This is a genomic window from Paramylibacter ulvae (assembly GCF_014652655.1).
GTDB lineage: Bacteria > Pseudomonadota > Alphaproteobacteria > Rhodobacterales > Rhodobacteraceae > Amylibacter > Amylibacter ulvae.
In genome coordinates this window covers 77,888-93,831 of the sequence record NZ_BMZF01000002.1, presented here as the reverse complement: position 1 = coordinate 93,831, position 15,944 = coordinate 77,888, and the positions used below count along the sequence as shown (strand labels likewise).

Annotated in this window: 14 protein-coding genes; 9 read left to right on the top strand and 5 right to left on the bottom strand. The window is 49.9% G+C overall.

Going from position 1 to position 15,944, the window contains the following annotated elements; translation table 11 throughout:
• Window positions 1–84: 84 nt before the first annotated feature.
• Window positions 85–1,077, top strand: a complete 993-nt coding sequence (locus tag IE094_RS05280; RefSeq protein ID WP_189639543.1) for a complex I NDUFA9 subunit family protein — start codon at window positions 85–87, stop codon at window positions 1,075–1,077.
• On the opposite strand, the gene IE094_RS05275 is transcribed toward IE094_RS05280, so the two are convergent.
• Window positions 1,074–1,877 (bottom strand): undecaprenyl-diphosphate phosphatase, encoded by an 804-nt coding sequence (locus IE094_RS05275; protein WP_189639542.1) that lies wholly within the window; start codon window positions 1,875–1,877, stop codon window positions 1,074–1,076. The genes IE094_RS05280 and IE094_RS05275 overlap by 4 nt on opposite strands.
• A 220-nt stretch (window positions 1,878–2,097) precedes the next feature.
• Between IE094_RS05275 and IE094_RS05270 the strand changes: the two genes are divergently transcribed.
• The 7 genes from IE094_RS05270 (at window position 2,098) to IE094_RS05240 (ending at window position 12,175) form a co-directional block, all read left to right on the top strand.
• Window positions 2,098–3,534: an NAD(P)-dependent oxidoreductase gene (locus IE094_RS05270; RefSeq protein ID WP_189639541.1), complete on the top strand. Its 1,437-nt coding sequence runs from the start codon at window positions 2,098–2,100 to the stop codon at window positions 3,532–3,534.
• Window positions 3,535–3,685: 151 nt separating this feature from the next.
• Window positions 3,686–4,090: a GFA family protein gene (locus tag IE094_RS05265; protein ID WP_189639540.1), complete on the top strand. Its 405-nt coding sequence runs from the start codon at window positions 3,686–3,688 to the stop codon at window positions 4,088–4,090.
• A 67-nt stretch (window positions 4,091–4,157) separates the two neighbouring features.
• Complete coding sequence (gene gltB / locus IE094_RS05260) at window positions 4,158–8,684, top strand: glutamate synthase large subunit (RefSeq protein ID WP_189639539.1); 4,527 nt, start codon at window positions 4,158–4,160, stop codon at window positions 8,682–8,684.
• A 91-nt stretch (window positions 8,685–8,775) separates the two neighbouring features.
• Window positions 8,776–9,537, top strand: coding sequence for a monofunctional biosynthetic peptidoglycan transglycosylase (gene mtgA, locus IE094_RS05255; RefSeq protein ID WP_189639538.1), 762 nt, complete (start codon window positions 8,776–8,778; stop codon window positions 9,535–9,537).
• Window positions 9,538–9,601: 64 nt separating this feature from the next.
• Window positions 9,602–10,267 (top strand): FtsZ-binding protein FzlA, encoded by a 666-nt coding sequence (fzlA, locus tag IE094_RS05250; RefSeq protein WP_189639809.1) that lies wholly within the window; start codon window positions 9,602–9,604, stop codon window positions 10,265–10,267.
• A gap of 20 nt (window positions 10,268–10,287) precedes the next feature.
• Window positions 10,288–11,322, top strand: a complete 1,035-nt coding sequence (queG, locus tag IE094_RS05245) for a tRNA epoxyqueuosine(34) reductase QueG (RefSeq protein WP_373295857.1) — start codon at window positions 10,288–10,290, stop codon at window positions 11,320–11,322.
• On the top strand, window positions 11,315–12,175 hold the full coding sequence (locus IE094_RS05240; protein ID WP_189639537.1) for an SDR family oxidoreductase: 861 nt from the start codon (window positions 11,315–11,317) through the stop codon (window positions 12,173–12,175). The genes queG and IE094_RS05240 overlap by 8 nt, the downstream gene beginning before the upstream one ends.
• 31 nt (window positions 12,176–12,206) lie before the next feature.
• Here the strand turns inward: IE094_RS05240 and IE094_RS05235 are convergent, their stop codons facing one another.
• Window positions 12,207–12,821: a L,D-transpeptidase gene (locus IE094_RS05235; protein ID WP_189639536.1), complete on the bottom strand. Its 615-nt coding sequence runs from the start codon at window positions 12,819–12,821 to the stop codon at window positions 12,207–12,209.
• A 154-nt stretch (window positions 12,822–12,975) separates the two neighbouring features.
• Between IE094_RS05235 and dalA the strand changes: the two genes are divergently transcribed.
• On the top strand, window positions 12,976–13,473 hold the full coding sequence (gene dalA / locus IE094_RS05230; RefSeq protein ID WP_189639535.1) for a divisome-associated lipoprotein DalA: 498 nt from the start codon (window positions 12,976–12,978) through the stop codon (window positions 13,471–13,473).
• Between the two features lie 33 nt (window positions 13,474–13,506).
• On the opposite strand, the gene IE094_RS05225 is transcribed toward dalA, so the two are convergent.
• The 3 genes from IE094_RS05225 to IE094_RS05215 form a co-directional block, all read right to left on the bottom strand.
• Complete coding sequence (locus IE094_RS05225; protein WP_189639534.1) at window positions 13,507–14,034, bottom strand: L,D-transpeptidase family protein; 528 nt, start codon at window positions 14,032–14,034, stop codon at window positions 13,507–13,509.
• A complete protein-coding gene (gene rlmN / locus IE094_RS05220; protein ID WP_189639533.1) occupies window positions 14,031–15,203 on the bottom strand; it encodes a dual-specificity RNA methyltransferase RlmN in 1,173 nt (390 codons plus the stop codon). Before rlmN ends, IE094_RS05225 begins: the two co-directional genes overlap by 4 nt.
• 112 nt (window positions 15,204–15,315) lie before the next feature.
• The gene (locus IE094_RS05215) at window positions 15,316–15,837 is read right to left on the bottom strand and encodes an invasion associated locus B family protein (protein ID WP_189639532.1); all 522 of its coding nucleotides are present in this window, start codon (window positions 15,835–15,837) and stop codon (window positions 15,316–15,318) included.
• Window positions 15,838–15,944: the final 107 nt, after the last annotated feature.

Below are 15,944 nucleotides of genomic sequence, written 5' to 3'. Positions count from 1 at the left end.
TTGCACAAATTCGCGATTCAACTTGTTTGCGCGGCCCCAGCGCGGTAATGCCTATGTTGAATTCTATTAATGTTGGAGCGTTTCATGACCGCAACTCCTAAATTGGTAACGATCTTTGGTGGATCAGGCTTTGTAGGCCGTTATATTGCACGGCGTATGGCCAAGCAGGGATGGCGCGTGCGCGTTGCCGTGCGTCGCCCAAACGAGGCGATGTTTGTTCGCCCTTATGGAAGCGTGGGGCAAGTTGAACCAATCTTAGCAAACGTGCGCGACGATGCGTCTGTGCGCGCGGCGATTGCGGGTGCTGATGCGGTTGTGAATTGTGTTGGTACGTTTGATGCCACAGGCAAGAATAATTTTGATGCAGTTCATGTGGATGGCGCTGGGCGCATTGCACGTATTGCGAAACAAGAACGTGTTGCGGAATTGGTGCATATCTCGGCACTTGGCGCAGATGTGGATGCTGATAGCGCCTATTCACGCAGCAAGGCCGAAGGCGAAGCGGCAGTAAAGGAACATTTCAAATCCGCGATGATCCTGCGCCCAGGTGTGATTTTTGGGCCAGAGGATGAATTTTTCAACCGTTTTGCCAAGATGGCAAAATATTTCCCAGTGATTCCACTGGTTGGTGGCAACACATTGTTCCAACCTGTATATGTCGATGATGTTGCAGCTGCAGCAGAACAAGGCATTTTGGGTCAGGCCGCGGGTGGCGTTTACGAGCTTGGCGGGCCAGATACAGAAAGCTTTGCTGATTTGATTGCGCGGATGCAAAAATCTGTGCGTCGCAATCGTATCGTGATCCCTGTACCGTTTTTCTTCGCGCGGATGAAAGCGTGGGGGTTCAATTTGACACAAAAACTGACCCTAGGTTTGTTTAAAAATACCATCCTGACACCCGATCAGGTGAAGGGGCTGCGCGTTGACAATGTGGTTTCAAGCGGTGCTAAATCATTTAGCACGTTGAAAATCACACCCACGGCGATGGCTTCGGTTTTGGATGAATATCTGTATTGCCACCGCCCATATGGACAGTACACTGAATTGACGGAATCTGGTAAAAACCTACGCACCTAGGCGTAGGCATATGCCAGTAACGCGATACCCAAAACAACCCGATAAATCACATATGGGGTGAAGCTGACAGATTTGAGCAGCTTCATCATCAACGACAACGCAAGCAATGCGGCCGCGAATGCAAACACCGCGGCAATTGCGCCGTCTTTTGCCATGGCCCAATCCGCACTTTTGGCAACATCCAATCCCAGCAAAACACCCGATGCGATGATCGTGGGGATCGACATTAACATGGCGATTTTTGCGCCATCTTCACGGGTGTATCCCATTTGGCGCGCACCCGTAATGGTGATGCCAGAACGCGATGTGCCAGGGATCAGAGCGACGGCTTGCCATAGGCCAAGTTTGATCGCGTCGGGTAGGTTCCAATCCGATTGTACCTTGGTCTGTGCACCCTTTTGATCTGCCCAATAAAGTACGATACCAAAGATTAACATGGCCCAGCCAATGACCTTGATCGAGCGCATGGCGTCGGACAGGCCTGTGAGCTTGAGGATAAATCCAATGATGACCACGGGGATGGTGGCGACGATTAATAACAGCGCCAATTTTGCACCATCGGTATCAATCTTGCCCGTGATTAATCGCAACGCGCCAAAGAATGCAGATTTCACATCGGCCCAAAAGTAGAGAACAACCGCACCAAGCGTGCCAATATGAACCGCAACATCAATGAATTGCCCTTGATCCTGTGCGCCCGTTAATGCAGGCAACAATGCCAGATGTCCCGATGACGATACGGGCAAAAATTCAGTGATCCCCTGAATTACCGCGAGAAGTAATAAATAAAACAATGACATGATTCATCCTTGATTCGTTTGGGTGACCATAAAAACCTTTGGATTCAAAGGGAATTGCCAATTTAGGTAAGTTTAAGTTACCTAAATTTGTTGAAATTCAGTTACGTAACTTTCAAATATATCAAATTTCCCACAAATAGGTCAGTAAGATTGACTTTTCATTCCTTCTCTGCTTGTTTAAAACACGCGCAAACGTGTTACCAAAATAAAGAGGCAAGCGATGGCACAGCAAAAAATGCTGAAATTTGTAAACGTAGAACGGGACATGCCCCAAAAACGTGTGCCAGATTTACGCAAAAAAGATTACGATGAAATCTATCAAGAGTTCGCCGCGGTCAAAGCAGAGGAGCAAGCAAGCCGTTGTTCGCAATGTGGCGTGCCGTTTTGCCAAACCCACTGCCCGCTGCATAATAACATCCCAGACTGGCTCCGCCTGACGGCAGAGGGGCGTTTAGAAGAAGCCTATGAAATTTCACAGGCAACGAACACTTTCCCAGAAATTTGTGGCCGCATTTGCCCACAGGATCGCCTGTGCGAAGGCAACTGTGTGATTGAACAATCGGGCCACGGCACCGTGACAATCGGATCGGTGGAAAAATACATCACGGATACCGCGTGGGAAAAGGGCTGGGTTAAGGCCGCAAAACCATTTGCAGAGCGTGACGAATCCGTTGGCATTATTGGTGCGGGCCCTGCAGGTTTGGCCGCCGCCGATATGTTGCGTCGCCAAGGCGTGCAAGTCACCGTTTATGATCGTTATGATCGCGCGGGTGGATTGCTGACATATGGTATCCCCGGTTTCAAATTGGAAAAAGATGTGGTGATGCGCCGCAATAAATTGCTGTCTGATGGCGGTGTTGAATTTGTGCTGAACACCAATATCGGTGTTGATATCAGCTTTGCCGATTTGCGTGCAAAACATGATGCAATCCTTATTGGTACTGGTGTTTACAAGTCTCGCGATCTGGGCGGACCGGGTGCGGGTAACAACGGAATTGTTAAAGCGATTGATTATCTGACCGCATCAAACCGTTTGAATTTCGGTGACACAGTGCCCGAAATTGAAAGCGGTGAATTATCCGCCACGGGCAAAAAGGTTGTCGTGATCGGCGGTGGTGACACCGCAATGGATTGTGTGCGCACAGCCATTCGTCAAGGTGCGATATCGGTGAAATGTTTGTATCGTCGCGATCAGAAAAACATGCCGGGATCACAACGCGAAACACAAAATGCGATTGAGGAAGGCGTTGAATTTGTCTGGCTGTCTGCCCCCAAAGGGTTCACAGGCGAAGGCGACGTTTCAGGCGTTGTTGTTTCCAAAATGCGCCTTGGTGCGCCAGATGCATCTGGCCGCCAAAGCCCCGAGGAAATCCCCGGTGCAGATTATACAGAAGACGCGGATTTGGTGATCAAAGCATTGGGTTTCAGCCCAGAAGAATTGCCAACATTGTGGGATACACCCGAATTGGAAGTGACCCGTTGGGGCACGGTGAAGGCCGATTTCCAAACCCATGCAACATCCATGGATGGCGTGTTTGCTGCGGGCGATATTGTGCGCGGTGCATCATTGGTTGTTTGGGCCATTCGCGATGGCCGCGAAGCCGCGGACAGCATTTTGGATTACCTCAATAACGCATCTGCAGTGGCGGCGGAATGATCGCAACCTGGATCATAAATGCCCAAAACTGGCTGTATGACATGTGGCGGACAAGCGTCGGACAGGTGTCGGACAACCGTGCGACAGCGTTACAGCCCGTCAGGGTAAATAGGTCAAGCGATCTGTCCCAATATCCTTGGGAGCAAAAGTGATGTCACAGATGGGTCAATGTATGTGCGGTGGGATTGAATTTACCGCGGATGTCGAAAACGCGTTTGGTGCGTGCCATTGCAAAATGTGCCAGCGCTGGGCGGGTGGCATGTTTATGGGCACACATGGTGCCAATCTTAGATTCACCAAAGGCGCGGATATGCTCGCCGTGTATGAATCATCAGATTGGGCAAAGCGAGCGTTCTGTAAAACCTGTGGTTCAAGCATTTATTACGAATTGAACGGAGTTGATGGTGTGTCCATATCCATTGGCACATTGAACAATACATCAGCGTTGGAAATGAAACGTCAGTTTTTCACCGATCTGTGCATTGGTGATGTCAGCATTGCCAATCAAACCGACACGATGATCAGCGCCGAAATACAAGCAAAATTCGGGGTCTAACCCCAAGCCAGAACAATTTTCGAGCAGCGGCATTGCCGTTTGCCCGACCCGACGAAAGGATGAATCGATGACAAAATATGATGCAGCTTGGAAAGCAGACCAAGAATCCAAACGCGCCTTTGTGGCCGAACATGGCATGTATTCAGAGGCCGACGAGCACAGCTCTTGTGGGGTTGGGTTGGTTGTTGCCATTGATGGCAAAAAGAACCGCAAAGTAGTCGAAAACGCGATTGCGGCGCTCAAGGCGATTTGGCATCGCGGTGCGGTTGATGCGGATGGTAAAACAGGTGATGGCGCGGGTATCCACGTACAAATCCCTGTGCCGTTTTTCTATGATCAGGTTGAACGCACAGGCCACGTACCACGCAAGGGCGAATTGATCGCTGTTGGACAAGTGTTTTTGCCGCGCACAAATTTCGCCGCACAGGAAACTTGCCGTACCATCGTTGAAACCGAAGTGTTGCGCATGGGCTATTACATTTACGGCTGGCGCCATGTGCCCGTGGATGTGTCTTGTCTGGGTGAAAAGGCAAACGCCACGCGCCCTGAAATCGAACAAATTCTGATTTCCAATTCCAAAGGTGTGGACGAAGACACATTCGAGCGCGAACTTTACGTTATCCGTCGGCGCATTGAAAAACAGGTTGTCGTAAGCCAAATCAAAGATTTTTACGTTTGTTCATTGTCATGTCGTTCGATCATTTACAAAGGCATGATGTTGGCCGAACAGGTTGCGGTGTTTTACCCCGACCTGATGGATGATCGTTTTGAATCCGCATTTGCGATTTATCACCAGCGTTATTCAACAAACACATTCCCACAATGGTGGTTGGCACAACCGTTCCGCATGTTGGCGCATAACGGTGAAATCAACACATTAAAGGGCAATGTGAATTGGATGAAATCCCATGAAATTCGCATGGCTTCCAAATCATTTGGATCATACGCCGAGGATATCAAGCCAGTGATCCCTGCGGGTTCATCCGATTCAGGTGCGCTTGATTCCGTGTTCGAAGCATTGGTACGCGCTGGGCGTTCGGCGCCCATGGCGAAAACCATTTTGGTTCCTGAAAGTTCGGCCAATGATGATCTGCCACAATCGTGGTTGGATATGTATTCATATTGCAATTCTGTGATGGAACCATGGGATGGCCCCGCCGCATTGGCAATGACCGATGGGCGTTGGGTTGTTGCAGGTTTGGATCGCAACGGGTTGCGCCCGATGCGTTATGTCATCACTGGCGATGGTTTGGTAATCGCAGGTTCAGAGACGGGCATGGTTCCCACCGACGAAGTGACCGTGATGGAAAAAGGCGCACTCGGCCCAGGGCAAATGTTGGCCGTGGACATGAAAGAACAGCGTCTGTTTCATGATGCAGAGCTTAAGGACACATTGGCGGCGAAAAAACCATTCGGTGAATGGGTGAAATCCGTGATCGATCTGGATGACGTAACAGCCGCGAAAAAAGAGATCGTAGAATTTAGCGGTGATGCATTGCGCAAACGCCAAGTGGCGGCAGGTTATTCCATCGAAGAATTGGAAATGATCCTGCACCCGATGGCCGAAGATGGCAAAGAAACATTGGCATCCATGGGCGATGATACACCATCGGCGGTATTGTCCGATATGTATCGCCCATTGTCGCATTTTTTCCGTCAAAATTTCAGCCAAGTCACCAACCCACCGATTGACAGCCTGCGCGAAAGCCGCGTGATGAGCCTGCGCACGCGGTTTGGGAACCTTGGCAATGTGCTGGACGAAAGCAACGAGCAAACCGAGATTTTGACATTATCCAGCCCGTTTGTATCCAACGCGCGGTTCGCCGCAATGGTGGAACAATTCGGCAAGGCGGTGACGACCATCGATTGTACATTTGATGGATCAGATGAACGCGGGCTTCGCATTGCGGTGGATCGTATCCGCGCAAGCGCCGAAGAGGCCGTGCGTTCAGGTGCGGGTCAAATCATTTTGACCGACAAAGCGCAGGATGAAAACAAGGTGGCGATGCCAATGATTTTGGCAACATCTGCGGTGCATTCATGGTTAACGGCGGCGGGTTTGCGCACGTTCTGTTCGATTAACGTACAGTCGGGTGAATGTATTGACCCCCATTATTTTGCCGTGTTGGTTGGATCTGGTGCAACCACAGTGAATGCCTATTTGGCATTGGACAGCTTGGCCGATCGTATTGATCGCGGATTGTTGGATTGCACGCTTGAAACCGCAGTTCTGCGTTACAAAGAGGCGATCAATCAAGGTTTGTTAAAAATTATGGCCAAGATGGGGATTTCTGTGATTTCATCCTATCGCGGTGGTTTGAATTTTGAGGCGGTTGGACTGTCCCGCGCAATGGTTGCGGAATTCTTCCCCGGAATGCCAAGCCGCATTTCAGGCATCGGTCTGCACGGTATTCAGCGCAAGGTAACAGCCGTGCATGCCAAGGGTTGGAAACAAGGCCAAGATATTTTGCCCATCGGTGGTTTTTACAAATCGCGCCGCTCGGGTGAAAAACACGCTTGGGAAGCGCAAACAATGCACATGTTGCAAGCCGCCTGTGACCGCGCATCATATGATTTGTGGAAACAATACAGCAAAGCGATGCAAAGCAATCCACCAATTCACTTGCGTGATTTGTTGGATTTCAAAGCGGCCGTAAAACCAATTTCTGTGGATGAGGTTGAAAGCATCACCGCAATTCGCAAACGTTTCGTGACGCCGGGAATGTCATTGGGCGCATTGAGCCCAGAGGCACATAAAACATTGAACGTTGCGATGAACCGTATCGGTGCAAAATCCGATAGCGGCGAGGGCGGCGAAGATCCCGCACATTTCGTACCAGAACCCAATGGTGATAACCCGTCTGCGAAAATCAAACAGGTGGCATCGGGGCGTTTTGGCGTAACAGCGGAATATCTAAACCAATGTGAAGAATTGGAAATCAAGGTCGCCCAAGGTGCAAAACCGGGCGAAGGTGGCCAATTGCCAGGCATCAAAGTGACGGAATTAATCGCACGCCTGCGCCATTCAACACCGGGTGTGACATTGATTTCACCGCCCCCACATCACGATATTTATTCGATCGAAGATTTGGCACAGTTGATTTACGATCTGAAACAGATCAATCCACGCGCCAAGGTGACGGTGAAATTGGTATCATCATCGGGTGTGGGTACTATCGCCGCTGGTGTCGCAAAGGCCAAGGCCGATGTGATCCTGATTTCGGGTCACAATGGTGGCACGGGCGCATCCCCTGCGACATCCATCAAACACGCTGGTTTGCCATGGGAAATGGGTCTGTCAGAGGCACACCAAGTTTTGGCAATGAACAATCTGCGTGATCGTGTGACATTGCGCACCGATGGTGGTTTGCGCACGGGCAAGGATATCGTAATGGCGGCCATGTTGGGTGCGGAAGAATACGGTATCGGCACGGCGGCATTGATCGCGATGGGCTGTATCATGGTACGTCAATGTCAATCAAACACATGCCCTGTTGGTGTCTGTGTCCAAGACCCAGAGCTGCGCAAAAAATTCACTGGTAATGCGGATAAGGTTGTAAACCTAATCACGTTTTATGCCCAAGAAGTACGCGAAGTTTTGGCCAGCCTTGGTATGCGTTCATTGGACGAGGTGATTGGGCGCGCTGATATGTTGGCACAGGTATCACGTGGGTCTGCGCATCTTGATGATCTGGATATGAACCCGTTGTTGATCAGCGTCGATGGTTCGCAATCAATTAAATACGATCGCAATCGTGAACGCCAAGCGGTGACAGATACGCTGGATGCGGAAATCGTGGCGGATGCAGAACCGTTTTTCAAGGACGGTGAAAAAATGCAGCTATCTTATGCGGTGCAAAACACGCATCGTACCATTGGCACACGCGTATCATCCCATATCGTGAAACGTTTTGGGATGCGTAATGAATTGCAAGAGGATCACCTGACAATCAAATTGACAGGCTCCGCTGGCCAATCATTGGGTGCGTTTGCCGCACCTGGGCTCAAGCTAGAGGTATCGGGTGATGCGAATGATTACGTCGGCAAAGGCTTGTCGGGTGGTAAAATCGTTGTGCGCCCACCGTTGTCTAGCCCGCTGATCGCCGCGGAAAACACCATTATCGGTAACACGGTTTTGTATGGTGCGACGGATGGTAAATTGTTTGCCAATGGTCGCGCAGGCGAAAGGTTTGGTGTGCGCAATTCTGGTGCATCCGTTGTGATCGAGGGCTGTGGTTCCAATGGTTGTGAATATATGACCGGCGGCGTTGCGGTGATCCTTGGCACGGTTGGTGCGAACTTTGGCGCAGGTATGACGGGTGGTATGGCGTATATCTACGACCCCGAAGGCAAGTTTGCAGATGTGGCAAATATGGAAAGCCTTGAAACAGCACCTGTAACCGTTGCGCATTGGCAAGATCAGCTTAAGGGTTTGATCACAGAACATGTGGCCGAAACGCGAAGCCCGAAGGGCGCACAAATATTGCATCACTGGGAAGAAGAACTGGCACATTTTGTGCAAGTCTGCCCCAAAGAAATGATGTCGCGCATTCCGCATCCTTTGCGATCTGAAAGTGCAAAAAAATCAGCATAAATTTTCAGGGGCGCGTTTTGCGCCCCTTGTTTTTTGGCGCTAGGAATATTGTGCGGGTTTGGCTAGTCTTGCCGTGAAACAATAGGTTGGCATGGCAAAGACGACGTCCAAAAAAGCAGCACCGCGCAAATCAAAAAACAGCGCAAAGCCCAAGGTAAAGAACAGCAAAAAGCCTGTCAAAAAACGTGGGCTGATCGCGCGTGTTTGGCGTTGGGTTTGGCGTGGGGTGTTTGGCTTTTTCGCGCTGTGCATTTTTTTGGTTATTTTGTTTCGGTTCGTCAATCCACCCAACGGGATTTACATTTTGGAGGAACGCCATCGTCTGGGTGGCGTGAAGCAAGATTGGACAGCGCTTGATGATTTTTCGCGCCACATGCCATTATCCGTGGTCGCGGCAGAGGATGCGAATTTTTGCCTTCACAGCGGGTTTGATTTGGACGCAATCAAAGACGCATGGGAAGACGGGGGAACACGCGGTGGTTCCACCATCACCCAACAAGTGGCGAAAAACGTGTTTTTGTGGCATGATCGCACATGGCTGCGCAAAGGATTGGAAGCAGGATTTACCATCCTGATTGAAATTATCTGGCCGAAAAAACGCATCGTAGAGGTTTATTTAAACGTGGCCGAATTCGACGCTGGCGTGTTTGGCGCAAGCGCAGCAGCGAAACATTATTTTGGGGCAGCACCAAAAAACATCAGTGCGCTACAGGCCGCGCGTTTGGCGTCCATTTTACCAAACCCACAACAACGATCCGCAAGCCGCCCATCGCGATCCACCCGCAATAAAACCCGCCGCGTGATGTCGGGCGCACAAACAATTGCCGCCGATGGGCGTGATAACTGTTTCTAGGTGTTGAAAATTCTTTCAACTCTTGTCACAAGGAAGGGGTACACCCCAAAAAAATGAACGTATGATGCATAGACTCTATCATTTTCCATTGTCGCCCTTTTCCCGCAAGGCCCGTTTGGTTCTGGCGGAAAAAAAGATCGAGGTCGAATTAATCGAAGAACGTTTCTGGGAAGAGCGTTCCGAATTTCGCCGCCTGAACCCCGCGGGCAAGGTGCCTGTGTTAAAGGTGGATGACTTTATTTTGAGTGAATCAAATGCGATTTGCGAATATCTCGAAGAAAAACACCCAAACCCACCATTGTTACCACGTACACCAGAAGAGCGGGCCGAAGTGCGCCGTTTGGTCAGCTGGTTTGACGATAAATTTTATCGCGATGTCACGGTGAACCTGTTGGGTGAACGCATGATGAAGCGCATCACTGGTGTGGGTTACCCCGAAAGCACGAATGTGAAAGAAGGCTCGCGACAAATTAAGATGCATCTGGATTATATGTCGTGGCTGTTGGATCGTCGCCGCTGGCTGGGTGGGAATATGTTAAGTCTTGCTGATTTTTCCGCAGCGGCACAGTTAAGCTGTTTGGATTACATTTCCGATGTGGATTGGGATCGATCACCATTGGTCAAAGACTGGTACGCGACGATCAAATCACGTCCTGCGTTTCGATCATTGCTGTCTGATCAATTATCGGGTTTCCCGCAACCACCACATTACGCCAATCTGGATTTTTAGTGACTGATGGGGTGCAACCCCTGCGTGATGCACTGGAAAAGCGGGCATATGCAGAAGGTTTTGCCAAGATGGGCATATGCGGGCCCGATGCAATCCCATTGGCGCCCAGTCGATTGGAAGAGTTTGTCGCCTCTGATATGCACGGGCAAATGGGATGGATGGCCGAGCGCATGCATTGGCGCGGCAACCCCGCAAAATTATGGCCTGATGCAAAATCGGTGATCATGCTGGCAGAACCGTATACACCCGAACATGATCCGTTGGATATTTTGCAACACCGTGATCGCGCGGCGATTTCGGTTTATGCGCAAAACCGCGATTATCATGACATGGTCAAAAAGCGCCTGAAACGATTGGGACGCTGGTTGATTGAACAAGCTGCGGGAACCGAGATTAAGGTGTTCGTTGATACTGCTCCTGTGATGGAAAAACCATTGGGTGCGGCGGCTGGGCTTGGCTGGCAGGGCAAACATACCAATCTGGTAGGGCGCGATCTGGGCAGTTGGTTTTTTCTGGGCGCGATTTTTACGACGGTGGATTTTTCCAAAGATGTAGGCGAGGTGGATCATTGCGGATCATGCCGTGCCTGTTTGGATGTCTGTCCCACAGATGCGTTTCCTGCACCGTATCGATTGGATGCGCGGCGGTGCATTTCGTACCTGACAATTGAACATAAAGGGCCGGTTGATGTTGATCTGCGCCCATTGCTGGGTAATCGTATCTATGGCTGTGATGATTGTTTGGCGGTATGTCCGTGGAACAAATTTGCACAGGATGCCCGTGACATTGGATATGCCCCGCGAGCGGAATTGACGGCGCCGAAATTGGCGGAATTGGCGATGTTGGATGACGCCGCATTTCGCAAATTGTTTTCCAAGAATCCGATCAAACGAATTGGGCGCAATCAATTCATTCGCAATGTATTATATGCGATTGGCAATTCGGGCGATGCGGGTTTACGCGATATTGCAAAACACTTGGTATCGGACGGGGATGAAACGGTGGTTGATGCGGCCAACTGGGCGTTAAATGAATTGGAGCGAGCGCATGAGTAAGATTTTGTTGAGCATTGGGCATGGGTATTCTGCACGCGCGATTGCATGTGGTTTGATTGGTGATGGTTGGACGATTTACGCCACCACGCGCAGTGTGGAGCAGGCACGGGTTTTGCAAGGCGAAGGCGTTATTCCCATTATCTGGCCCGATACCGATCTGACCCCGTTTATTACCAAGGCCACACATATCGTAAGCTCTGTTGCGCCTGACGAACATGGCGATGCGGTTTTGAACGCATATAGCGATGAAATCGCCGCGCAAAAGGATCGCTTGGAATGGGTGGGGTACCTTTCCACAACAGGTGTTTATGGTGATCACGATGGCGGTTGGGTGGACGAGGAAACACCGCTGAACCCAACTACACAGCGCGGTAAATATCGCCAAGCAGCGGAACAGGAATGGCAGACACTTGGCTTGCCTCTGGTGATATTCCGTCTGGCGGGAATTTATGGTGTTGGGCGTGGACCATTTTCCAAACTGCGCGCTGGTACAGCGCGGTGCATCGTTAAGAAAAACCAAGTGTTTAGCCGCATTCATGTGGATGACATCGCACAAGTGGTGATTGCATCAATGAGAAACCCCGATGCGGGGAATGTGTTTAACGTTTGTGATGACGATGCGGCCCCACCCCAAGATGTGATCGCGTATGGCGCAAAACTGTTGGGTATTCCCGCGCCTATTCCAGAGGATTTCGAAACCGCAGATATGCGCCCCATGGCACGCAGTTTTTATGCGGAATCAAAACGTGTGCGTAATGATCGGATCAAACGTGCGCTTGGCGTGACGTTGAAATTTCCTGATTATAAAACAGGGTTGCAAGCATTGCTGAAAACAGAAACGGCGCCCGAGTAGAGCGCCGTTTCGTATTCAAAATTTACCAATCCTAGATCAACAAAACCTGTGTGCCGACCGATACGTCGTCGAACAATTCTGCGATGTGGCGGTTATACAAACCGATACAGCCATTGGATGAACGACGCCCAATTTTGCGCGTGTCATGCGTGCCGTGAATACGATAATAAGTCCAGCTAAGATAAAGCGCATGTGTGCCAAGCGGGTTATCCGGGCCAGGTGCAATGTATGGTGGCCATTCTGGATTGCGTTTCAACATGGATGGCGTTGGGCGCCAATCGGGGCCCACACGTTTGCGAATAACGCTGGTGCGCCCCAAACGGGTAAGTTCGGGCGTGGCAGGCACGCTTGTTGGGAACAATTTATATGTTTGCCCATCCGCAGACCAGAAATGCAACGCACGGCTTTTGGTATCAACCAAAACCGCGCCCCTGTTTAGGTTGCTGAAATACGGTTGCCACTCTTTGGTGGTGAAACTGGAAATATTGCGCACAACGCGGCCAGATGACGTTGGCGTTTGTTCCAATCGCAAGTCATTTTCCAAGGCTGCGTCTTCCTGTGCCAAGGCAGATGTGCCAAAGGCCAGCGTTGATGCCGCAGTTGCGGAAAATACACGGCGCGAGATTTTTGAACCGTTATCGGACATAATACATTCCTTTTCTGATATCTTGGCAATTTAAGGCCGAATTCATCGGATTTCAAATCAAACTGTTGTTAAACTTACTTTTAGGTCTATCTAGTGTTTGAAATTACACGAATAAGCCTGTAATTATCGACAGGTTAATGCAAGGAACATTGTCATGTTAAGAATTGTTGCGCTGATTTTTGCCAGTTTGATGCTGGTCGCCTGTACCCCTGATGTTACTGAAACAACTGGTGATGGCACCAAGGTGTTCCGCATAAGCGCAGCCGATGAAAACAAAATTCAGTTTCGTCACTTGGACGCGGTGAATGGTGTGCGTACGGCAAAAGGATTGCAATCGGTGCAATTGTCACCGCAATTGATCGCAGCCGCCAAAACACATTCATATGACATGTCACGCCAAAATCGCCCTTGGCATTTTGGATCCGACGGATCATCGCCAATTGATCGGGTGAACCGTGCTGGATATTCGGGTACTTTGTTGGGTGAAAATATTTCAGAAACGTTTGAGGGTGACCTGCAAACACTGAATGCGTGGATGGCGGATTCGCTAACACGCGAGGTGATCATGGACCCGTCAGCACGTTATTTGGGTATTTCATGGTATCAACAAAAGAACGGCAAAATTTGGTGGACGCAATTGATGGGCAATTGATGCCCATCTCAATTGTATAAATGATTTGTCGATTTATGGATGAATCATGATCGGGGTTCCGACCTTTACCATTGCAAAAATATCTTCCATTTCGGCGTCTGACACCGAGATACAACCGTGTGTCCAATCTTTTTTGTTGCGCTCGCCACGATAACGTGGACCGCCGTGGATAAAGATATCGCCACCTGGGCTGACGCCAGCGGCGGCAGCACGTGCGCGGTCACGGCTGTTGGGATATGAAACGCCCAAACTCAGATAATATTTGCTGTTCGGATTGTCGCGATTGATCGTATAAAGGCCCTCTGGCGTGCGCCCATCACCTTCGCGCAATTTGTGCCCTTTGGGCGCAAAGCCAAGATCAATATCATATTCGCGCAACGGTTTACCAAAATGAAGCAGCTTCATTTTGCGCCGTTTTTTATAGATAATTACGCCTGTTACCTCTGGCCCATTGTAAACTTTGAATTTGGCGCGCTGCGGTTTTTTCTTGGCCCATGCGGTGTTCGCGCTTGCTAGTATTGCTGCAATCGCGCCGCCCGTAATAAAACGACGTCGTTTCATAATCCCTCAATTTCCTTTGCGATCTGTGCCGCTGATTTTCTTGCGCGTTCTGTCGCGCTTTTAAGTTGGCCACATGCGGCCATAATGTCTTCGCCGCGCGGTGTGCGCACGGGGCTGGCATAGCCAGCTTTGTTTACGATATCTGCAAATGTTTCGATGCGATCCCAGTCGGAACGCTCGTACGGTGCGCCCGGCCATGGGTTGAAAGGGATCAGATTGATTTTCGCGGGAATACCCGCAATCAATTTCACCAAACGACGCGCATCTTCGTCGCTATCATTCACATCTTTGAGCATGACATATTCAAATGTGATGCGCTCGGAATTGGATAGGCGTGGGTAATTGCGACAAGCATCTAACAGTTCGGCAATCTTGTGTTTGCGATTGATCGGCACCAATGTATCGCGCACTTCGTCCGTGGTGGCGTGAAAGCTGATGGCGAGCATACAGCCGATTTCATCGCCTGCTCGGATGATTTCAGGAACGATACCTGATGTGGATAATGTGATGCGGCGGCGCGATAGGGCGACGCCTTCGTTATCCATTGCGATCAACATAGCATCGCGTACATTATCGGTATTATAAAGAGGTTCGCCCATGCCCATCAAAACGATGTTGGACAACAGACGTTTGTCACCCGCAGGTTTTCCCCATTCTTCCAGATCGTCACGCGCTACCAATACTTGGCCGATGATTTCGGCAGCAGTCAGGTTGCGAACAAGTTTTTGCGTACCCGTATGACAGAATGAACATGTCAGGGTGCAACCAACCTGTGATGAAATGCACAACGTGCCGCGATCGGACTCAGGAATATAAACGGCCTCGACCTCGTGCCCGCCATTGATGCGCAGTAAATATTTCCGCGTCCCATCAGTTGAAATTTGACGGGTCACAATTTCAGGACGTGTCAGGGCAAAATTCTGTGCCAAGTTGGCGCGAATATCCTTGGACAGATTGGTCATGTCATCAAAGGATTGCACACCCTTTTGATAGATCCACGCCCAAATTTGCCCAACACGCATTTTGATTTGTTTTTCAGGAATACCGATACCGGCCAATGCCTCACCCAACGCTTCGCGGCGCATACCGATCAGATTCGGCAAAGAACCTTCGCCGTCTTTGCGCGGAATCGTCAACAAATCTTGGGTTATGGGTGCATTTGCCGTCATATTTCACCTATATCAAAAGACCCCCATAGTCAGAGAGCATGGTGGCCTTTATCGTAAACGAGACAAAATAAGAAGAGGTTACCAAGCGCATCGGCGCAAAGTCACCAAATCTTTATCCGCAACGTTTTTGAGCATCATCCAATGCGGCGGTAAAACCGCTTAGAGAAAATGTATCAATCGTGGTTTTACCACGTGCTGATTGCCCCGTGATCACAGCTGTTGCACCGCGGCGCATTGATGCGCGGATTTTGCTGTCGTCACCTGTGGATGCAGGCCATGCCCATTCACCCTCTGGTACCAATGTGTAACCAGATGAACCAATTTGCATTTTGACAGGTGTGTTTGGTTTCAAGGGATATCCGCTGGTGAATGAAACCTCGCCCGCGGCACCCGTTGATTTGTCATATGTGACAAACAGCAAAATCGCTGAACGGTTTGCTGTCACGTCCTTGCCGTTTTGCGTAATCTTGATTGATTTCGGGGCGGACACAATCCAGCACTTATTGCTTTCTTGGAATACGGACCAATCCGTTTTTGCGTTTACTAGGTTATTTGATGTTTGTGCCGATGCGCTGACAGACATCATTGATGCGACTGTCAAAACGCCAAGGTTTTTTAAAAAAGTTTTCGTCATACTGCCTACTTGGCCTCCAAGCCCTACTGCCTTGCCGATTGAATGCTGATCGCATTTTTGTTTTACGGCTTTGAATCTGGCGTGAGTATAGCAAAAGAAACGCTGTT